The organism is Gordonia otitidis (assembly GCF_020735545.1).
GTDB lineage: Bacteria > Actinomycetota > Actinomycetes > Mycobacteriales > Mycobacteriaceae > Gordonia > Gordonia otitidis.
Genome location: NZ_CP085974.1, coordinates 720,414 through 741,670 on the forward strand (window position 1 = coordinate 720,414; position 21,257 = coordinate 741,670).

A 21,257-nucleotide genomic window follows, 5' to 3' on the forward strand; every position below is an offset into this window, starting at 1 on the left:
CTCCCTCCCCTGCTCACCGCAGCGTCGCCGTGGTGAGGATGTCGGCGCTCGTCGTCGCATCGAAGACACCGACACCGGCGAGCAGTCGAGGACTACGCCGCGAGACGAACAGCACGAGCGCCGTCACCACGACCATCGACGCGACGTAGACGACGCCGAGAACCCGACCGTGCCCGACGCCGGTACCGAAGGCGGTCACCAACAACACTCCGAGGATGACCGCCGTGACCACACCGAGCGCCATGATGCGCTTGCTGGGTTCCCCGATTCGGCCGAGCAGCACTGGAGAGGCGAGACACGCGGTGAGGTAACTGCCCATGTAGCCCAGTGCGCTGAGTGTCAGGAAGTCGCGGATGCCGTCCTGCGGGTTGCCGCCGCACCAGAGGAACACGAGCGGTCCGAGCGTCACGATCGCCATCGCCCAGACCGTCGCGACGGCAGGCGTGTGGAAGCGGCGATGAGTGCGTCCGAACGCCTCGGGGACCACGCGTTCACGTCCCAATGTGAACAGCACCCGCACGAGCGCGTTGACCGACGCGAGCGCGCAGGCGAAGAACGACGTCGCGATTCCGATGTCGAGGATCACCGCCGTGACGCGTGTTCCGTCGGATAGGAACAGTGCGGCCAGCGGTGTGGAACTCTCGCGCACGCCCGCCGGGGCGTCGAACATCGCGAGCGACTGGGTCGTCACAGCGAGCAGATAGATGACCCCTGCGGCGATCGGCGTCCACCGCAGCGTCCGCGGGACGCTCCGGAACGGCCGGTGCGCTTCGGCGGAGAGCGTTGTCGCACTCTCGAATCCGACGAACGCACTGACAGCGACCACGATCATCAGACCCATCGAGCCGACGTCGACCTGCGGGGCGAACACCTGCGACCAATCGGCCGAATGATGGGTGATCCCGAGCCACACCATCAATCCGACCAGGATCACCACCGCGACCACCTCGATGACGAGTGTCGCCGTGGCCGAGACCTTGATCCCGCGCACCATCAGGACTGTCATGAGCGCCGCGGCGACCACCACGATCGCACAGACGGCAGGGAGCCACACCGATGTCGACACCCCGACGCTGACCGCAATGTGGTTGAGGTACAAGCCGACTGCGAGCAGACCCGCCATGCTCACCGAGCCGTATCCGACGACGGCCGACCACGCGGTCGGGAGCGCAACCCGCGACCCGAGCCCCTGCGCCACGTACGAGTAGAGACCACCGACGACCGCGAGGCGTTGTGCCATGGGCCGGATACACGCCGAGATCATCATGACGACGACCATCGCCACCGCGAACGAGATGACACCGCCCGCGCCGCTCATCGCAGCGATCACGAACAGCGGGGTGACCGCCGACGTCCCGGCGGGGGCGATGGCCGCCACCGACTGCGCGAACACGGGTATGAAGGGAAGCTGACGCCGCGTCAATCCACTCACCGGCGACTCGTCGGCGACCAATGGGGACGCTGCGGCGGGCGCCGACGACACGGCAGCTGAGGATGTGGACGGCATAGCGCTCTCTACCGTGACGGAGCGCTCGTTGCGACGCATCGTTTTCGTGTTTCCAGCGTGTTAACGCGCGTGAGAAATCTCGACGCTCGGTTTCCCACACGCTCTTACGTCGACGCCACTGTGAGGTGACACACACTCCGTACCGTCATGCCGGAATCGAGTAATCAGCGAGACCGACGGTGATCTCGCCACCGCACGAAAGGTCCGTTCATGAGCACAATCGACTCCGGGAGCAGCAGCCCGACGACCGCGTCGTCGACCGGCGGCTCCGCCGATTACCTCGACAAACGCCGCCTCAAAACCGGCACGGCCGGATGGGTGCTGCTCGCCGGTCTCGGTGTCAGCTATGTGATCAGCGGCGACTACTCGGGGTGGAACTTCGGCCTCGAGCAGGGCGGCTTCGGCGGTCTCGCGATCGCCGCGGTCATCATCGCCGCGATGTACTTCGCCATGGTGCTCGGCATGGCCGAGATGAGTTCGGCGCTACCCGCCGCCGGTGGCGGCTACACCTTCGCCCGTCGCGCGCTGGGTACGTGGGGCGGCATGGCCACGGGCACCGCGGTCCTGATCGAATACGCGATCGCACCGGCGGCCATCGCCACCTTCATCGGCGCCTACGTCGAGTCACTGCACCTGTTCGGCATCACCGACGGCTGGTGGGTGTACCTCGTGGTCTACGCCATCTTCATCGGCGTACACCTCGCAGGTGTCGGCGAAGCACTGAAGGTGATGTTCGTGATCACCGCGATCGCACTCGCCGGGTTGATCGTGTTCGCGATCGCGGCGATCGGCGACTTCTCGTGGTCGAACCTCACCGACATCGCGCCCTCCGACGCCGCAGGCGCGAGTTCGTTCCTGCCGCACGGCTACCTGGGCATCTGGGCCGCCATCCCGTTCGCGATCTGGTTCTTCCTCGCCGTCGAGGGTGTGCCGTTGGCCGCCGAGGAAGCCAAGAACCCGGCCCGCAACGTGCCGCGCGGGATCATCGCTGCCATGTGTGCGCTGATCTGCACGTGCGCGCTGGTGCTGTTCCTGGTGCCCGGCGCGGGCGGGGCGTCGGCGATGCAGAGTTCGGGCAACCCGTTGGTCGAAGCACTGGGCAGCGGCACCGCGCACACCGTCGTCAACTACATCGGTCTCGCCGGCCTGGTGGCGAGCTTCTTCTCGATCATCTACGCGTACTCGCGCCAGCTCTTCGCACTGTCGCGCGCGGGCTACCTGCCGAAGTCGTTGTCGGTGACCAACTCCCGCAAGTCCCCGACGCTGGCGCTCATCGTGCCCGGCATCGTCGGCTTCCTCCTGTCGCTGACCGGGCAGGGCGCCATGCTGCTGAACATGGCCGTCTTCGGTGCGGCGCTGAGCTACGTGCTGATGATGATCAGCCACATCGTGCTGCGCATTCGGGAGCCCGAACTCGCACGCCCGTACCGGACGCCGGGCGGCATCGTGACGACGGCGTTCGCGCTCGTCATCGCAGTGCTCGCGCTCGTGGCCACCTTCCTCGTCGACATCAAGGCGGCAACCGGCTGTCTCATCGTGTTCGCCCTCTTCATGGCGTATTTTGGCCTCTACAGCCGCAAGCGGCTGGTCTTCGCCAGTGCCGACGAAGAGTTCGAGGCCATTGCCGACGCCGAAGAGGGACTCTCGTGACTCACAGCCATTCACTTCGCGGACACACCTATCAGTTCGCCGATCTCATCGACGTGATGGCCAAAGCCACGCCGGCACGTTCGGGCGACGAATTGGCCGGGTGCGCAGCACAATCCGACGCCGAGCGCGCGGCAGCGGCATGGGTGCTCGCCGACCTCCCGCTCACCGTCTTCCTCGAGGAGATGCTCGTCCCGTACGAGTCCGACGAGGTGACGCGCCTGATCATCGACACCCACGACCGCGAGGCATTCGCACCCATCTCGCACCTGACGGTCGGCGGCCTGCGTGACTGGCTGCTCGAACAGGTCGTTGCGCCCGGGGGGACGCAGCGGCTGCAGTCGGTGTCGCCCGGGTTGACCCCGGAGATGGTTGCCGCTGTCAGCAAGCTGATGCGCAATCAGGATCTGATCGCGGTCGCGCGGCGAATGGAGGTCACCGCCGGATTCCGCACCACCATCGGGCTGCCGGGACGACTGGCCACCCGACTGCAGCCCAACCACCCGACCGACGATCCGAGGGGTATCGCCGCCGGTCTGCTCGATGGGCTGCTACTCGGCTGCGGCGACGCGGTCGTCGGGATCAATCCGGCCACCGACTCGCCGCAGGCGACGTCGACATTGCTGGAACTGCTCGACGATGTGCGCCAGCGTTTCGAGATCCCGATGCAGTCGTGCGTGCTCTCCCACGTGACCACGACCATCGGCCTCGTTGAGGCGGGCGCGCCGGTCGACCTGGTTTTCCAGTCCATCGCGGGTACCGAGGGCGCCAACCGGGGATTCGGCGTCGACCTCGCGGTACTCAACGAGGGCAACGAGGCGGGTCGGTCACTGCACCGCGGGACCGTCGGCGACAACGTGATGTATCTGGAAACCGGTCAGGGGTCGGCGCTGTCGGCCGGTGCTCATCTGGGAACCGGCGGGCGGCCCGTCGACCAGCAGACGCTCGAGGCGCGCGCCTACGCGGTGGCACGGTCGTTGGAACCGCTCCTGGTCAACACCGTCGTCGGATTCATCGGCCCCGAGTACCTGTTCGACGGCAAGCAGATCATCCGGGCAGGTCTCGAGGACCACTTCTGCGGCAAGCTGCTCGGTCTGCCGATGGGCGTCGACGTCTGCTACACCAACCACGCCGAAGCCGATCAGAACGACATGGACACCCTGCTGAGCCTGCTCGGCATGGCAGGCGTCGGATTCGTCATCACCGTGCCGGGTGCCGACGACATCATGCTCGGCTACCAGAGCCTGTCGTTCCACGACGTGCTCTACCTACGCGACGTCCTCGGACTGCGCGCAGCCCCCGAGTTCGAGGCCTGGATGCAGACGATCGGTATGGCCGACGCCGGCGGCCATGTGGTGCCACTCGACCCGGGTACCTCACCCCTGCGCGGATTGGCGGCGTCGTGAGCACCCACAGCATCCGGCCGGGGTCGTCTGCAGCGACTCCCGCCGACGATCCGTGGACCGCCATGCGCGGTCTGACCCAGGCCCGAATCGGATTGCAGCGCAGCGGAAATGCTCTGTCGAGTGCCGACGTCCTGCAGTTCCAGGCCGACCACGCCGCCGCTCGCGACGCCGTGCACACCCCGATGGATGCCGATGGCGTCGTCGAGGGTCTCCGGGCTCTGGAGTTGGGCGACCCGGTGGTCGTCACCAGCCAGGCGTCGTCGCGGGCTGAGTACCTGCGTCGCCCCGACCTCGGACGGGTACCGGAGGATCTGGGAGCCATCGACCATTCGGGCGCCGACATCGGGTTCGTGATCGCCGACGGATTGTCGGCGACGGCTGTCGACACACATGCCGTCGCGCTCGTCGAGACGATCGCCGCGGAACTGTCGCCGCGGTTCTCGATCGCACCGCCGGTCGTCGCCACGCAGGCGCGCGTCGCACTCGGCGATCACATCGGTGAGGCGCTCGGGGTGGAGATCCTACTCGTCATCATCGGCGAGCGCCCCGGACTGTCGGTGGCCGACAGCCTCGGCATCTATCTGACGTATCGACCCGAACGCGGTCGTCGCGACTCCGAACGCAATTGCATCTCCAACATCCACCCACCCGACGGACTCGGCTACCGCGACGCGGCGCGAATCGTCGGGGCGCTGGTGGTGGGCGCGCGGGCACTCGGCGCCTCAGGCGTCGCGCTCAAGGACACGTCGTCGGCCGATCCGGCGGTCGCAGAGGCGGCGGCGCAGGGCGAGCTCGGCTGAGGTGTTACTCGGCAGCGGGCCCTACTCGGTTGCAGCCTTATTCGGGGGCTCGGCAACAGCTGAGACCACACGCTCTCGGCGCGGCGGCAACGCACGCACCGCAGAGGGAACGACCACGCCGATCAGTCCCCGCACGGTGGCCTTGGTGCAGTCGAGGAAGTCGAAGTAGTCGCGCCACACCACGATCGCGCCGTCGACCACCTCGAACCGCCCGCACACCCAGAAGCGGATACGTACGCGTCCAAGCCGGATCTCGTCGATACGTTCGGTCAGTACGACCGTGTCGTCGGTGGCGATGTTGATCATGCGGTAGTCGAAGCCGGCGTACGACGCTTTGTCCATCGCACCGAATATCTTGGCGACACCGCGCTTGCCGCGGATCGTCGGCAATCCGACATTGCTGTAGACGATGTTCTCGGCGACGTCGGCCATCGCTGCGGCGCTGTCGCCACGGGCGAGGGCGTCGAGGAAATCGGTGACGATGCGTTCAGGTGTGCGAGAGGTCATGGTGTTCCAGTATGCCGACGGCAGTGGGGCCGCCGAGGTCGGATCGCGCGATCAGCGACCGCGCGATCCGACCCGGGCAGGGCCAGACCTCATGGCATGTCGAGGACTCAGGGCATGACGAGGACTCAGGGCATGACGAGGGTGAACGGGGCCGGCGGGAACTGCAGGGGACGATCGGCCGTGAGAGTGAACCGCACCGGACCCGACCCGACGAACACGTCCGCCGAGGCGACCCCCTGCTGCCACATCGATCGGTAGGTCAGCGGTCCGCCAACGACTCCGCTGCGGTGTGTGTTGAGGTTGTACCAGTGGACCGTCGCTCGCTCGGTGCACGGACTGAACGGGGTCTGACCGATCCAATACACGTCGATGTTCGCGTGGCCCCTGGCCGGCTGAACCAACACGTTGCCGGTTGCCCGACCCACGCACGAGCTACCGAGCGCGAGCTCCTGACCGATGGTGAAACTCTGGAACGGCTTCGCAGGGGCCGCGTTCGCGGTACCCGCCCCGAGACCGACTGCTGCTGTCACTGCGAGGCCGAGGCCGACGAGAGTGGACGAAACACGGGAAAGCTTCATGGCATGGTCCTTTGGTTGATGGTGACCGTGTAGTTGATGTGACCGTGTAGCTGGTGTAACCGTGAAGAACGTTCCCCCTGTCATGTTCAGCGTTTCGGCGGCCCGAAGTGTTACGCCTGTCAAATCAACGAACGACCCCAGCGCGTCGATCCGTCCGCGACCCGACGGTGACCCGCGACCCCTCGCGATGTGACTTCACCGCAGGTCGTCGGCTATTCTTGACGGGTTGTCTCGGCGAGGGTGACTTGTCACCGTGATCGGCGCGACCATCGCACATCTCCTGGTGGGACCTCGTTTCCGCAGGTGGTCGTGGATTGTCGGCCCGCGAAATCAGCGCCACGCCGAGCACCGACCACCCGGCCACCCGTGGCCGAACCACGAAGGAGATTCACATGGCAACCCAGGCGAACGCACTGGCCGTCACCACCCGCACCGAGAAGGGCAAGGGCGCCGCTCGTCGCGCCCGCCGCGAGGGCAACGTGCCCGCCGTGCTCTACGGCCACGGCACCGACCCGCAGCACCTCAACCTCCCGGCACGCGACTTCGCCGCGATCCTGCGTAACAACGGCACCAACGCCGTCATCGACCTCGACATCGAGGGCACCAAGCAGCTCGCGCTGACCAAGCAGGTCGACGTCCACCCGATCCGCAACTACATCGAGCACGTCGACCTCCTCGTCATCAAGCGCGGCGAGAAGGTCACCGTCGAGGTCACCATCGTCGTCGAGGGTGACGCAGCGCCGGGCACCCTGGTCACCCAGGACGCCAACACCGTCGAGATCGAGGCCGACGCCCTGTCGATCCCCGAGCAGATCGTCGTCGACGTCGAGGGCAAGGAAGTGGGCACTTCGATCTACGCATCGGATCTCGCACTGCCCGAGGGCGTCGACCTGATCACCGACCCGGAGACGCTGATCGTGGCCGTCAACGAGGCGACCACCGCCGCCGAGCTCGAGGAAGAGACCGACGAGGAGCAGGCAGAAGCCGACGCCGCCGCTGCGGAGGCCGAGGCCGAGTAATCCGGCTTCTCCGACGCCCCGCTCCCCACCAACCAACAGGACCCATGAAACTCGTTGTCGGATTAGGCAATCCGGGCCCCAAGTACGAGCGGACGCGTCACAACATCGGCGCGATGGTCGCGGACCATCTCGTCACGACGGCCGGCGAACGGTGGAAGGTGCACAAGCGCTCAGTCGCGATGGTCGCACCGATCACCCTCGCCGGCCAGTCGGTGTTGGTGGCACGTGCACGCACGTACATGAACACCACGGGCCGCGAGATCGGCCCACTCGCGAAGTTCTATTCGATCGGGCCGTCGGACCTCATCGTGCTGCACGACGAACTCGACATCGACTTCGGCGCCGTCCGGCTCAAGCTCGGCGGCGGCGAAGGCGGGCACAACGGGCTCCGCTCGATCAGCCAGGCGGTCGGATCGCGTGACTACTACCGCGTTCGATTGGGCATCGGCCGACCACCCGGCCGTCAGGATCCCGCCGACTACGTCCTCAAACCCTTCCCGTCGGCTGCACGAGCCGACGTCGAATTACTGATCCAGCACGGCGCCGACGCCACGGAGTCCCTGATTTCCTCCGGTCTCGAAGCCGCGCAGAACGTCGTCCATACCTGGTGACACGGGTCGTCGACGGCGTCGGGTCCCCAACCTGAGCGTCCCGTCACAGATCTGACGCATACCGCCCGCGTTCTCGACCCGCAGCGCGCGAGCCGCCGCGGTGCGACGATGGGCAGATGTCGGACGCCACGCTGAGCCTGATCGTGCTCGGTGTCACGGTTGTGTTGTTCATCGTCAACAAGCTGCCGGTCGGACTCGTCGCGATCGGCTCCGCGCTCGCGCTCTACTTTCTCGGACTCGTCGACTTCGAGGGCCTGACCGCGGGACTCGGTCAAAGCGTCATCGCGTTCATCGCCGCACTGTTCGTGATCAGCGAGGGGCTCGATGCTTCTGGCATCACCGCATGGCTGGGCAGCGTGTTGGCGCGAGTCGCGGGCCGCACCCGCACACGGGTTGTGTTGGCCATCATGGTTCTGGCCGCAGTGCTCAGTCCGCTGATCACCATCAACGGGGCGGCCGCTGCGTTGGTTCCGGTCAGTGTCGCGGTAGCCCGACGGGCGTCTCTGTCGCCTTCCCGGGTCCTGCTGCCTCTCGCATTCGCTGCCAGCGCTGGTTCGCTGCTCACCCTCAGCGGAAGTCCGGTGAACGTCATCATCGACGAGGTCGCGACTGAGCAAACAGGCTCCCCCATCGGCTATTTCGGCTTCTCGCTCATCGGTGTCCCGCTGGTGGTGGTGACGCTGGTCGTCATCGCGCTCGTGGGCGACCGGCTGATTCCGCGACGAGAGTCGCAGTCACTACCCGAGGATTTCAGCCGATATCAACGCGACGTCGTCGACCACTACGAACTGTCCGGGCTCGCGACGACCGGCGTACGTACGTTTCGCCTCCACGTCGGAGCCGCGTCGACGCTCGTAGGAAAGACAGTCCGCGCTGCGATCACCGACGACGCGATCGATACCGTGGCCGGCCAGTCCGAACGCGGTCGGGTACTGAGTTCGACGCACCGCCTCGAACCGTCGGACGTCCTCGTCGTCTCGGGTGTGGGGACCGCGGTTCAGACGCTCGCACGCGAGGCCGACCTCACCGTCGAGGACACGATCGGCAGACGCACGGGTCTCATCAACCGCGACAACGGGATCTGCGAGTTGGTGATCCCGCCGCGCTCATCGTGGATAGGACGGCCCGCGTTCGGCGGAATGGTGCGCGCGGAGGACGGACTGCTCGTGTTGTCGGTGCGCAGGCGCAACGACGACGTCACCTCGCGGGAGAACACGCTGCACGAGGGCGACGCCCTGCTGGTGTACGGCCCGTGGGGTGCTCTCGACGCCCTGGCCGACGACCGGGACGTCCTGGTGGTGGCGTCGTCGGAAACCGTTCGACGCCAGACCGTTCCGCTTGGGCGAAGCGCTCCCCGCGCAGCCGTCATCCTGGTGGCGACCATCGCGCTGCTCGCCAGTGGAGTCGTGCCCCCGGTCGTCGCGGGGTTGCTCGGTGCTGGCGCGATGGTGTTGTTCCGCGTGCTCTCGAGCGAGCAGGCTTATCGCGCCGTCCCGTGGTCGACGCTCGTGCTGATCGCCGCTCTGATCCCGATGTCGTCGGCGATCACGAGCAGCGGGGGCGCCGAATTGATCGCCGGCCCGATCGTCGACCTCGTCTCCGGACGCAGCCCGTATCTGCTGCTCGCGATGCTGTTCGTGCTGACGGCACTACTCGGACAGTTCATCTCCAACGTCGCCACGGCGCTGATCGTCATACCCATCGCGCTCGTGGCCGGAGCCGACGTCGGAGTCGACGCCCACACAGTGCTCATGGTGGTCTGTGTCGCCGCTGCGGCGTCGCTGCTCACTCCGATCGCCACCCCAGCGAACATGATCGTGATGAATCCCGGCGGATACCGCTTCGGCGACTACTGGCGACTCGGGATCGTGCTGATGGTCTGCTGGTTGATCGTCGCGGTGACGCTTGTCCCGGTGTTCTGGCCGATCGACGGTTGACTCCACGACGACGATTACGGGTGTCCTCATGGGCGTGTTGCCGCCGCGCCTACACTTTCTGCCCAGGGTCAGCTTCTAGGCTGAGACCACGCACTTGTGTAGAGGGAGTTACTCGTGAGCGTCATCGCCGCCAACACCGGCCATCAGAACGTCGCAATGTTGGGCATCGGCGCGTACCGACCGAAACGGCTGGTCAGCAACGACGAAGTGTGCGAGGTCCTCGACAGCTCCGATGAGTGGATCTTCGACCGCAGCGGTGTCCGCAACCGCCGGTGGATCAGCGGCGACGAGTCCGCGCGGACGATGGCCGCAGCCGCCGCCGAGCGCGCGATCGAGAACTCCGGTATCGACAAGGACAAGATCGGCGCACTGATCCTGGCCACCAACAGCTGGAAGACCAAGATCCCCCACGGTGGCCCGATCGTCGCCTACGACATCGGCCTCAACGGCATCCCGGCATACGACATCGCCGCGGGGTGCGGTGGCTTCGGGTACGCCCTCGGCGTTGCCGCCGACACCGTGCGCGCGGGCTCGGCCGAGTACGTGCTGGTCGTCGGGGTCGAGACGATGTCGGTCGTCATGGAACCGACCGACCGCAACACCGCCTTCATCTTCGGCGACGGAGCCGGTGCAGTCGTGGTGGGTCCGAGCGACGAGAACGGGATCTCCCCGACGGTCTGGGGTTCCGACGGCGAGAACGCCGAGGCCATTGGCCAGAACTACGACATTCCCGAGTACATGGACCGCGCGCAGGAGTATCAGCACAAGGACCCGGAGACCGATCCTGTCGGCCGCATGGTGGTCACGATGCAGGGTCCGCGCGTATTCCGTTGGGCCGCCATCACGCTGCCCAAGGCGCTGACGTCGGTGATCGAGCGGTCCGGCATCAGCGCCGACGACATCGAGGTCTTCGTCCCCCACCAGGCCAACGCCCGCATCAACGAGTTGATGAAGAAGAACCTCGGCTTCCCCGACGACATGCCGATGGCCAACGACATCGAGAACACCGGCAACACGTCCGCGGCGTCGATCCCACTCGCCATGGAGGAGATGCTCGCAACCGGCAAGGCCAAGGGCGGACAGACCGCTCTGCTGCTCGGATTCGGTGCGGGTCTCTCCTACGCCGGGGCCGTCGTAAAGCTGCCCCCGGCGCCCAAGGTGAGCAGCTTCGACGACCTCGGGTAACACCGTAAAGCTGCCCCCGGCGCCCAAGGTGAGCAGCTTCGACGACCTCGGGTAACACCGTAAAGCTGCCCCCGGCGCCGAAGGTGAGCAGCTTCGACGACGGCTCGCGCTGACCGCGTCGTTCCGTATGACGCCAGCGCCGATATTCCGGTGAATCTGTCATACGCATCGTCGACGTCGCACCGACGCGCACCTACTTCCGAGTAGCGCCGCGATGTGAGACGGTCTATGTCGGGTCGCATAGCGGAAGGACACCCATGGCAACCATCGCGGACAGGTCGGGCACCAACAACATCGGGATGTTGAGCATCGGGGCATACCGGCCCGAACGCGTCGTCACCAACGACGAGATCTGCGAGTACATCGACTCCTCCGACGAGTGGATCTACACCCGTACCGGCATCAAGTCCCGACGCTTCGCGCGCCGCGACGAGGACGTCGTTGAGATGGGAATCAAGGCTGGACGCACAGCCATCGCCAACGCTCTGCTGTCCGGCTCCGACATCGACGCCGTCATCCTGGCCACCAACACCCACCTGCTGATGACCCCGGCCGGCGCGACCAAGGTGGCGACCGAGCTCGGCGCCAATGGCGTACCGGCGTTCGACGTGACCGTCGGCTGCGCCGGGTTCGGCTACGGTATGGCCCTGGCAGCCGACATGGTGCGCGGCGGTAGCGCCACGCACGTGCTGGTGATCGGCGCCGAGCAACTCTCGGTCACGCTCGACATGACCGACCGCAGCAACTGCTTCATCTTCGGCGACGGCGCGGGCGCCGTGGTCGTCGGCCCCACCGACGACCAGCAGCTCGGACCGGTCATCTGGGGCAGCGACGGCACCCAGTACGACGCCATCCGCCAGGATATCGACTGGGTCACCTTCCTCGACAGCGACCGCACCCAACGGCCCTACGTCCGCCTGCAGGGCACAGCGGTGTTCCGCTGGGCAGCGTTCGAGATGGGGAAGGTCGCGCAGCGCGCGCTCGAGGCCGCCAAGATCGGTTCCGAAGACCTCGACGTCTTCGTACCGCACCAGGCGAACACCCGAATTAACGACCTCCTCGCCAAGACCCTGCACCTCCCCGAGGGCACGCCGGTGGCCAACGACATCGAACACACCGGCAACACGTCGGCGGCGTCGATTCCGCTCGCCATGGAGGACCTGCTCTCGACCGGCAAGGCCAAGCCCGGCGACACCGCGCTTCTCCTCGGGTACGGGGCAGGCCTCAGCTATGCGGCGCAGGTCGTCAAGATGCCGCCGGTTCCGTTCGAGTAGTGATTGCGCTGAGCACGGTCGACCAGGCCGTCGCGTCGCGGGTGGCATGCGAGCGTTTTGCTCCGACGCTCGCCCGGTGAGTACCCTCGTCTGGTGAGTTCTGACGCGCGTGAGCTGCGGCTCGAGGCCCAGCGTCGACGTACCTTCGCCATCATCTCCCACCCCGACGCGGGTAAGTCGACGATGACCGAGGCCTTGGCACTGCACGCGCACGTGATCAGCGAGGCGGGCGCCATCCACGGCAAGGCCGGACGCAAGTCGACGGTGTCGGACTGGATGGAGATGGAGAAGGCGCGCGGCATCTCCGTGAGTTCGACCGCGCTGCAGTTCAACTACGCCCTCGAGGGCACGGACGGGCCTGGCGCGGTGATCAACCTCGTCGACACCCCGGGCCACGCCGACTTCTCCGAGGACACCTACCGGGTGCTGACCGCGGTCGACGCCGCGGTGATGCTCATCGACGCCGCCAAGGGTCTCGAACCCCAGACACTCAAGCTCTTCCAGGTGTGTCGCCACCGCGGCATCCCGGTCATCACCGTCATCAACAAGTGGGACCGGCCCGGCCGAACGCCGCTGGAGCTGATCGACGAGATCAGCGAGCGCATCGGCTTGATCCCCACTCCCCTTTTCCTGCCCGTCGGCATCGCAGGCGACTTCCGCGGGCTCCTCGACCGGCGCACCGGCGAGTACATCCACTTCACCCGGACCGCGGGCGGTGCGAAGATCGCACCAGAGGAAGTGCTCGACGCCGACGCCGCGCTCGACCGTGAGGGCGACGCGTGGATCGCGGCGGTCGAAGAGAGCGAACTACTCTCGGAGATGGGTCAGGATCACGACGAGGAGCTGTTCCTCGCCGGCCAGACGTCGCCGATGATCTTCGCGTCGGCCATGCTGAATTTCGGTGTGCGTCAACTACTCGACGCACTCGTCGCACTCGCGCCCGCGCCGTCGGGCCGTGAAGCCGTCGACGGCACCGTGCGTGAGGTCACCGATCCGTTCAGCGCGGTCGTGTTCAAGGTCCAGGCCGGCATGGACTCCAGTCATCGCGACCGGTTGGCCTTCATGCGCATCGTGAGCGGCGAATTCGAGCGCGGCATGGTCGTCACCCACGCGCAGACCGGAAAACCGTTCGCCACCAAGTACGCTCACACCGTCGTCGGCCGCGATCGGTCGACGGTCGACACCGCCTATCCCGGCGACGTCGTCGGCCTGGTCAACGCGACGGCACTCGCCCCGGGCGACACCCTCTACGACGGCCCGCGAGTGCAGTACCCACCGATCCCGTCCTTTGCGCCAGAACATTTTTCGACGCTGCGCGTCACCACTGCCGACAAATACAAGCAGTTCCGCAAGGCGATGGATCAGCTCGACAGCGAAGGTGTCGTGCAGGTGTTGCGCAACGACACCCGCGGCGACGCATCGCCAGTGCTCGCCGCAGTCGGACCGATGCAGTTCGAGGTGGTCACCGCGCGGATGAAGACCGAGTTCAACGTCGACACCGTGATCGAGCCGTTGGGATACAGCCTTGCGCGACGCACCGACGCGGACAGCGCAGCAGAACTCAATCGTCAGCGCGGCGTCGAGGTGTTCACGCGCACCGACGGCGCGGTGCTCGCCCTCTTCAGCGACAAGTGGCGGCTGCAGTACATCGAGAAGGAACACGCCGACCTGACACTCGAACCGCTTGTCGCGACCGCTGATTGACCGGTGCGGACAGTCGATACGGTGACTCGCACATCGAGCCGACGGGGTCGTCTCCCCGTGGTGCCCAGCGCACGCAGCGTGCGGACCGGCGTCGTCGCCATCGCGGCGGCTGCGCTCGCGTCGACCATCGCGGCATGTGCCGACTCGACATCGGCGACCCGCGCGGCACAGTCGTCGTCGGCCGTAGCCGTGGCGTCCGTGCCGCAGGACCCCGCTCGGTGTACCGAGAAGCCACCCTCGGGAACCATTGACCGGCAGGGCTTCGATCTCAGCTTCACCCGTGGACAGATCCTCATCGCGTCCGGGCGGACCACCGCACCCAGCGCTCAACCGGGACAGCCCCCGCTGCCCACGACGTCAGCTGCGCAGCAGATGTCCTCTGCACCAGCGTGTTACGAGTTCGCTCGGTGGGGCCAGCCGAAGCCGGACGTACCGCCCGACACCCTGCTGTTCGTGTTCAAGGGCGAGGGCACCGACGGTGCGCAGATCGAGTTCCCGGTCGGCGAGCTGACCGGCGAGCATCTCCCACCGACCGACGGACCACGTCCACCCGTCGGTCCGCTCACGACACCGATCACCGCGAGCGTCGGTCTCTCGGAAAGAGGCATGTACCGGTCGTCATCGGCATGTAGGTTGACGGTGACAGCGATGTCGTCGAAACGGGCCGCGGGTTCGTTCGAATGCGCCGAATCGACGGTCGCAGAACAGAATCCACTTGCGCCCGACGACGAGGTAGCCGACGACGACACTGCCGTGGCGACCGCGCCCGGCGCGACACCCACCGCCGAGCAGGGCGCTCCGGTCAAACTCGCCGGATGGTTCGATCTGCGACCGTGATAGGTCAGTCCTCGACGATCGACGCGACCACCGACTGATCGACGGCATCGATGGTCGACGGCTCGAACGACGGACTGCGGTCCTTGTCGACGAGCATCGCCCGCACGCCTTCGGCGAAGTCGTTCGTCTTGGTGATCTGCGTGGCCGCATGCAGTTCGCGGTCGAAGCACTCGTCGAGCGTCGAATCCCGCCCGGCGTCGAGAAGCGCTGCGGTGACCCACAGGCTCGTCGGAGATGCACCCTCGAGGAGTTTGACCATCTCCGCGGCCCACTCGTCGCCCGCCGCCCCGCGCAGTCCTCCGAGAATGGCCGCGACGTTGTCGTCGCCGAAGTACTCACCGATTTTCGCGATCGGAAGGTCGGAGGACGGCAAGTCGCTTCTGCCGCCGAGGATGTCGACGAGCGAGTCGCCCGCGCGTACGGCGTCGGCGACCGAATCCAACTCGGCTGCAGGCACGAAGTGGGTGGCCAGACCGAGATGCACGGCGTCGGCTCCACGCACCCGGGAACCGCTGAGGCCCAACCACATTCCCACTCCACGCGGTAGGCGCGGCAGAAAGTAGGTTGCGCCGACGTCGGGAAAGAACCCGATCGCGGTCTCGGGCATGGCCATCAGTGAGTTCTCGGTGACGACACGGACCTCGCCGTGGACGCTGATCCCGAGTCCGCCTCCCATCGCCAAACCGTCGATCAGCGCGACATAGGCCTTGGGGTAGTGCGCGATCATCTGGTCAAGCCGATACTCGGAGGCGAAGTAGTTCTTGATCTCGTCGTACTCGTGCGCGACGGCGTGGTCGCGGATAGCCCGGATGTCGCCGCCCGCGCAGAACGCGCGGTCGCTTGCGGATGTCACCAGAACCGTTTCGATCGACTCATCGTCGCCCCACCGTCCGAGGACGTCGTGCATGTCGTCGATCATCGTCTGATCGAGCGCATTGAGTGCCTTGGGGCGGTCGAGGATGATCTCGCCGACGCCGTTGCCGACCTGGGTGCGGATGAAGGACATGGACTTCACGGTAGCGCGTTGTCGTGCACGTCTTCGACAAGAACTCGGTTGACAGCAGGCCGCGAGGGCGCGTTATCGTGAATGGATCCCTCGTGGTGGCGGACCGCCGCGTATCACGAGTTCATCGACGATCAGGAGTGCTCACAGTCATGAACAGCTGAGGTTGGTTTCACGCAGCCGCGTCGCTCCGACGCCGCATGCACCCACCGACCTCTCGGAGTTGCTCATGGCATCACCCTCATCTGTCGACCTCACACCCTCGATCACGCTGTCGGACGTGTCGTACGCCTGGCCCGACGGCACACCGGTGTTCGACGACCTCTCGTTCTCCGTACCGCGTGCGGTGTATTCGCTTGTCGGCGCCAACGGCGCGGGCAAGACGACACTTCTGCGGCTGATCGCGGGCGGACTCGTTCCCGTGTCCGGAACCATCATCACCGGCGACGTTGCACTCGTACCCCAGCACGCCTTCGCCGACGCCACCCAGACCGTCGCCTCGGCGCTGAACATCGATGAAATCCGCGCTGCCATCTCGGCCATCGAGGCGGGATCGGTAGACGAAGCGCACTTCGAGACCGTCGGCGACGACTGGGACATCGAGGCTCGCGCGGTGTCTGAACTTGCGGCGCTGGCACTGCCGACGGACCTCGACAGGACGGTCGGGACGCTGTCCGGCGGAGAGGCCACGCTGCTGGCCATCGTGTCGCGAGTGATTCACCGTCCAGCCGTCCTGCTTCTCGATGAACCGACGAACAACCTCGATACCGACTCACGCGCACGGGTTTTCGAGATGATCGACAAGTTCGCGGGAACCTCGCTCATCGTGTCGCACGACCTGGAGCTACTCGAGCTCGTCGACTCCACACTCGAGCTCTACCACGGACAGGTGCGCGTGTTCGGCGGTCCGTACTCCCACTACCGCGAAACGATCGATGCCGAGCAGGCGACAGCCGAGGCCGCAGTGGCCAACGCGGCCAACGATCTTCGCCGACAACGTAAGGAGATGACGCTAGCGCAGATCATGCTGGATCGACGTGCACGCACCGCGGCGAAGGCCGAACGTGAGAAGCGCGTACCGAAGATCACCGCGCACCTGCGACGCGATGCCGCGGAGAAATCGGCGGGTCGGTTCCGCAACGAACATCGAGACGACGTCGTGGCCGCGTCGGGGCGACTCGATGCCGCGCGCGACGACATCCGCGCCGACAGGACGACGCGCATCACGATGCCGCAGGCCACGCTTTCGACCTCCGCGCAGGTGATCGTCGACGACCGGCTACGCATGGACGGACCAGAACGGGTCGCGATCACCGGCCCCAACGGGGCCGGGAAGTCGACGCTGATCGGCGATGTGATCGCCTCGGGGGGCGTGGCGGTTTCGTTCGCGCTGGTACCCCAGAAGATCGTGTTCGACGATCCGGAGCAGACCGTCGTCGACCATGTGTCCGGACAACATCCGGATATTGACGCTCAGCAGGTTCGTGCACACCTCGCGCGGTTCCTGTTCCGCGGGTCGCGCGGTGAGAGGCACCTGGGCGAGTTGTCGGGTGGCGAACGCCTGCGGGTTGCGCTGGCCACTGCACTGCTCGTCGACCCCGCGCCCACACTGCTGATTCTGGACGAACCGACCAACAACCTGGACATCGACACGACGGAGGAGTTGATCTCCGCGCTGCAGGACTGGTCGGGTGCGCTACTGCTGGTGTCCCACGACGCCGGGTTCCGCGAACGCGTGGGAGTTGACCGGGAGGTGACGCTGCGGTGACGAGTTGTGTGGGATCCAGGGGGCATATATGTACCCGTGGATCCCACACAACTCGCCGTGGATACTGACTCCCGATGAGCACCGATTCGCGCACACCTCTGGTACTCGTGCACGGCCTGCGCGTGAGCGGCCAGACGTTTCGACGCGTCGCCGCCGCGGTCCCCGACCGGGAAGTGGTCTGTCCTGACATGCCGGGCCACGGCTCGCGCGCTGACGAGGTCTTCACCATCGACGGAGCCGTCGCCGCTGTGACGGATGCGATCGACTCCGTCGGGGGCACTGCGGTCGTCGTCGGTATGTCGATGGGCGGCTACGTCGCGATGGCGACAGCGGCGGCGCAGCCCGATCGGGTCGCGGGACTCGGAGTCTTGTGCGCCACCGCGCAGCCGAGTCGGCTTCTCGCCGCCCCCTTCCGACTCTTCGGAGCGGCGACCAGCGTCCTGCCCGCCGAAGCAGCCCAGATCAGCAGGATGCTCACCCGCGTCGTCGTCGGTCGCGACGTGTCCGACGACATGGAGGCCGGTGGCCTTGCACTGCACTCGATTCGCGACGTGGTCGGTGAGGTCCTCGACTTCGACGCACTCGCTGCTGTCGCGGTCTACCCGGGACCGTCACTGTTCGTGAACGGCGCGTGGGATCAGTTCCGGCTGCACGAGAGGCGATTCGTCGAGGCAGCGGAAGACGGCACGCTCATCGTCGTCCCACGAGCAATGCATCTGTTTCCGCTGATCCAGCCGGAGTTCACCGCGAGGCTGATCGGCGAGTTCGCCGAGCGCGTGGACTCCACCTCATCTGCCGACATCCACCTTGGGCACCGCGGAAGGTAGCTGGTCACAGAGCGGGTGGGATTCGACCCCGCGGTGAGCCAACGTTCAGCAGCAGCGCCCCTGCGGGTTGCGATCCTGATCGGCGAAGCGTTGCCGCCAGTACTCGCGCTCGGACAGTGGCGTCGCCGACCCGTGGGCCGACGCGTGGTGTGCGAGGTAGCGTTCGTAATCACGGTCGCCCATCACGCTTCCGACGTACCACCGCACCGATCGCCAGCCGCGGGTGAGAACGTCGATCACGTCGACACCTTCTCGTGTCTGCTCCCCCGACCCGAATCACCGTTGGCCGCATAGTAGTCGTCCCATTCCCGCTGGACGGCCTTCTCCGCACGCGTCGCGAACAACCCGCGCGGCCCGAAGATCCTCGACGGGACGGGCTTCTCCTCGGTAGTGGGGAGCCCGCCCGCGCGCAGCGCCTTCACCGCGATCCACACGCCGGCTGCCACCACGATCAGCACCAGCACGGCGAAGATGATCGACAGCGTCCCCTGGATGAAGGTGTTGCGGATGACGGCATCGATCTCCGACGCACTCTTGGCGGTCTTGAACGTGGTGAGTCCGTCGTTCTTCGCGTTCACGAAGGCGCGGTGTTGCGCCCAGTATCCGATCGCCGGGTTCGACGAGAAGATTTTCTGATACGACGCGGTCATGGTGACGATGAGGTCCCACGCCAGTGGGATGCCCGGTATCCACGCCCACTTCCATTGACCTCGCTTGATCAGCACCACTGTCACGACGGTCAGGGCGATGGCGGCGAGCAGCTGGTTGGCGATACCGAACAGCGGGAACAACGTGTTGATACCGCCGAGCGGGTCGGTGACACCCATCAGCAGGATCGAACCCCATGCGGCACAGACGATCACGGTGCACAGCCAGGCCCCGGGTCGCCACGACGGATCCTTGAAGCGTCGTGCGCCCGGCAGGTTGCCGATGCCGTCGGACAGCATGAAGCGGGCGACACGCGTACCCGCGTCCACCGTGGTGAGGATGAATAACGCCTCGAACATGATCGCGAAGTGATACCAGAAGGCGCGCAAAGCGTCCCCGCCGAACCCACGCTGGAGAGTCTCCGACATTCCCATCGCGAGGGTCGGCGCGCCACCGGTCTTGGAGACGATCGACTTCTCCTCGACGCCCGCTGCGGCGTCGGCGAAATACTGTGCGTCGACCGGCTTTCCGCTGAGCCCGAGTCCGTTGACGTAATCGGCGGCTCCCTGGTCGGTGCCCTGGGTCAGCGCCTTGGGCGCATTCATCCCGAAGTACAGGTGTTGATCGAGGATGCATGCGGTGATGAGCGCCATGATGGCAACGAACGACTCCGTGAGCATGCCGCCGTACCCGATGATCCGCGCCTGCCCCTCCTTGGCCAACAGCTTGGGTGTCGTCCCCGACGCGATCAACGCGTGGAATCCCGACAGTGCGCCACAGGCGATCGTGATGAACAGGAACGGAAACAATGCTCCGGCGAATGCCGGTCCGTTACCGTTCCAGGCGAAATCGCTGACCGCCGGCGCCTTCATGACCGGTCGGACAACCAGGATGCCGATGGCCAGCAGTGCGATGGTGCCGACCTTCATGAACGTCGACAGGTAGTCGCGCGGTGCGAGCAGCAACCACACGGGCAGCACTGCGGCGGCGATGCCGTAGATGATGATCGCCCAACTGAGCACCACCGGCGACAGACTGAACCAGTCCTGCCCCCAGGACGTTTCCGCGACGTAGCGTCCGGCGACGATGGCCAACAAGAGCAGGATGACGCCGATCACCGAGACCTCGCTGATCCTGCCAGGCCGCAGATACCGCAGGTAGACGCCCATGAACAGTGCGATCGGGATCGTCATGGCTATCGAGAAGACGCCCCACGGACTCTCGGCCAACGCGTTGACTACGACGAGTGCGAGCACCGCGATCAGGATCACCATGATGACGAGCACCGCGACGATGGCCGCCGTGCCCCCGACAGAGCCGAGTTCGTCACGGGCCATCTGGCCGAGGCTGCGCCCTCTGCGGCGCGTCGAGATGGCGAGCACCAGGTAGTCCTGCACGCAACCGGCGACCACAGCGCCGATGATGATCCAGATCGTCCCGGGCAGGTAACCCATCTGCGCGGCGAGCACCGGCCCGACAAGTGGGCCAGCGCCTGCGATCGCCGCGAAGTGATGGCCGAACAACACCCGGCGGTCGGTCGGCATGTAGTCGCGGGCGTTGTCGTACTCCTCGGCGGGCGTCGCGACGTCGTCGCGTGGTCGCACCACCTTCATCTCGATCAGCCGCGCGTAGAAGCGATATGCCACGACGTACGTGCACAGCGCTGCGATGACGAACCACACCGCGTTGACCGATTCACCCCGGACGACTGCGATGATCACCCATGCGACGGCCCCCAGCAGCCCGATCACCGCAAACAGGGCCTTCTTCGCGGGGGTCATCGGGCTTCGGTCGATCACCGCGACCGGGGGCAGGTCCCGGTCCGTTTGGACGAACTCGACGTCGGGGAACTCGTCACGCGTCGTCGTCGACGGTTCTGATGTGGTTGTCATCGCACACCACCCTTCCCGGAGAGAACGGATATGCCGGGGCTCACTCTACTCAGGGGGATGTGATTCACGCCGCATCCCAAAATTGTGCGCCCCGCAAACTAGAGTTC

General features: G+C 66.2%; 18 protein-coding genes. 12 read left to right on the top strand and 6 right to left on the bottom strand.

Annotated features, from left to right (window positions below):
• Positions 1-13: 13 nt before the first annotated feature.
• Complete coding sequence (locus LK459_RS03200; protein ID WP_227921777.1) at positions 14-1,507, bottom strand: APC family permease; 1,494 nt, start codon at positions 1,505-1,507, stop codon at positions 14-16.
• Between the two features lie 210 nt (positions 1,508-1,717).
• Here LK459_RS03200 and eat point away from each other — a divergent pair, with 210 nt between their 5' ends.
• From eat to eutC, 3 genes are read left to right on the top strand one after another with little or no spacing between them, the layout of a single operon-like run.
• Positions 1,718-3,157: an ethanolamine permease gene (eat, locus tag LK459_RS03205; protein ID WP_007239907.1), complete on the top strand. Its 1,440-nt coding sequence runs from the start codon at positions 1,718-1,720 to the stop codon at positions 3,155-3,157.
• Positions 3,154-4,560, top strand: a complete 1,407-nt coding sequence (locus LK459_RS03210; RefSeq protein WP_227921779.1) for an ethanolamine ammonia-lyase subunit EutB — start codon at positions 3,154-3,156, stop codon at positions 4,558-4,560. Before eat ends, LK459_RS03210 begins: the two co-directional genes overlap by 4 nt.
• The gene (eutC, locus tag LK459_RS03215) at positions 4,557-5,360 is read left to right on the top strand and encodes an ethanolamine ammonia-lyase subunit EutC (RefSeq protein ID WP_227921780.1); all 804 of its coding nucleotides are present in this window, start codon (positions 4,557-4,559) and stop codon (positions 5,358-5,360) included. Before LK459_RS03210 ends, eutC begins: the two co-directional genes overlap by 4 nt.
• Before the next feature lie 21 nt (positions 5,361-5,381).
• Here eutC and LK459_RS03220 read toward each other — a convergent pair whose 3' ends face one another.
• On the bottom strand, positions 5,382-5,867 hold the full coding sequence (locus tag LK459_RS03220; RefSeq protein ID WP_227921782.1) for a limonene-1,2-epoxide hydrolase family protein: 486 nt from the start codon (positions 5,865-5,867) through the stop codon (positions 5,382-5,384).
• Between the two features lie 125 nt (positions 5,868-5,992).
• Entirely contained in the window at positions 5,993-6,445 is a 453-nt protein-coding gene (locus LK459_RS03225) for a hypothetical protein (protein WP_227921783.1), read from the bottom strand.
• Between the two features lie 392 nt (positions 6,446-6,837).
• Between LK459_RS03225 and LK459_RS03230 the strand changes: the two genes are divergently transcribed.
• The 7 genes from LK459_RS03230 (at position 6,838) to LK459_RS03260 (ending at position 15,012) form a co-directional block, all read left to right on the top strand.
• Complete coding sequence (locus LK459_RS03230; RefSeq protein ID WP_007239912.1) at positions 6,838-7,464, top strand: 50S ribosomal protein L25/general stress protein Ctc; 627 nt, start codon at positions 6,838-6,840, stop codon at positions 7,462-7,464.
• A gap of 44 nt (positions 7,465-7,508) precedes the next feature.
• On the top strand, positions 7,509-8,075 hold the full coding sequence (pth, locus tag LK459_RS03235; RefSeq protein WP_227921785.1) for an aminoacyl-tRNA hydrolase: 567 nt from the start codon (positions 7,509-7,511) through the stop codon (positions 8,073-8,075).
• A gap of 116 nt (positions 8,076-8,191) precedes the next feature.
• The gene (locus LK459_RS03240; protein ID WP_227921787.1) at positions 8,192-10,012 is read left to right on the top strand and encodes an SLC13 family permease; all 1,821 of its coding nucleotides are present in this window, start codon (positions 8,192-8,194) and stop codon (positions 10,010-10,012) included.
• A gap of 114 nt (positions 10,013-10,126) precedes the next feature.
• Entirely contained in the window at positions 10,127-11,197 is a 1,071-nt protein-coding gene (locus LK459_RS03245; RefSeq protein WP_227921789.1) for a beta-ketoacyl-ACP synthase 3, read from the top strand.
• A 257-nt stretch (positions 11,198-11,454) separates the two neighbouring features.
• Complete coding sequence (locus LK459_RS03250) at positions 11,455-12,471, top strand: beta-ketoacyl-ACP synthase III (protein ID WP_007239916.1); 1,017 nt, start codon at positions 11,455-11,457, stop codon at positions 12,469-12,471.
• A gap of 93 nt (positions 12,472-12,564) precedes the next feature.
• Positions 12,565-14,175 carry a peptide chain release factor 3 gene (locus tag LK459_RS03255; protein ID WP_007239917.1) on the top strand — a complete coding sequence of 537 codons (1,611 nt, stop codon included), beginning with the start codon at positions 12,565-12,567 and terminating at the stop codon, positions 14,173-14,175.
• A gap of 21 nt (positions 14,176-14,196) precedes the next feature.
• A complete protein-coding gene (locus LK459_RS03260) occupies positions 14,197-15,012 on the top strand; it encodes a hypothetical protein (protein WP_227921791.1) in 816 nt (271 codons plus the stop codon).
• 4 nt (positions 15,013-15,016) lie between these two features.
• Here the strand turns inward: LK459_RS03260 and LK459_RS03265 are convergent, their stop codons facing one another.
• On the bottom strand, positions 15,017-16,018 hold the full coding sequence (locus LK459_RS03265) for an enoyl-CoA hydratase/isomerase family protein (RefSeq protein ID WP_227921793.1): 1,002 nt from the start codon (positions 16,016-16,018) through the stop codon (positions 15,017-15,019).
• A gap of 226 nt (positions 16,019-16,244) precedes the next feature.
• Here LK459_RS03265 and LK459_RS03270 point away from each other — a divergent pair, with 226 nt between their 5' ends.
• Together LK459_RS03270 and LK459_RS03275 are read left to right on the top strand one after the other, a co-directional pair.
• Entirely contained in the window at positions 16,245-17,783 is a 1,539-nt protein-coding gene (locus LK459_RS03270) for an ABC-F family ATP-binding cassette domain-containing protein (RefSeq protein ID WP_227921795.1), read from the top strand.
• 74 nt (positions 17,784-17,857) lie between these two features.
• Positions 17,858-18,610 carry an alpha/beta fold hydrolase gene (locus LK459_RS03275; RefSeq protein WP_227921796.1) on the top strand — a complete coding sequence of 251 codons (753 nt, stop codon included), beginning with the start codon at positions 17,858-17,860 and terminating at the stop codon, positions 18,608-18,610.
• Positions 18,611-18,655: 45 nt separating this feature from the next.
• Here LK459_RS03275 and LK459_RS03280 read toward each other — a convergent pair whose 3' ends face one another.
• Both LK459_RS03280 and LK459_RS03285 read right to left on the bottom strand, forming a co-directional pair.
• A complete protein-coding gene (locus tag LK459_RS03280; RefSeq protein ID WP_227921798.1) occupies positions 18,656-18,850 on the bottom strand; it encodes a YbdD/YjiX family protein in 195 nt (64 codons plus the stop codon).
• The gene (locus LK459_RS03285) at positions 18,847-21,150 is read right to left on the bottom strand and encodes a carbon starvation CstA family protein (RefSeq protein ID WP_227921799.1); all 2,304 of its coding nucleotides are present in this window, start codon (positions 21,148-21,150) and stop codon (positions 18,847-18,849) included. Before LK459_RS03285 ends, LK459_RS03280 begins: the two co-directional genes overlap by 4 nt.
• Between the last annotated feature and the right edge of the window lie 107 nt (positions 21,151-21,257).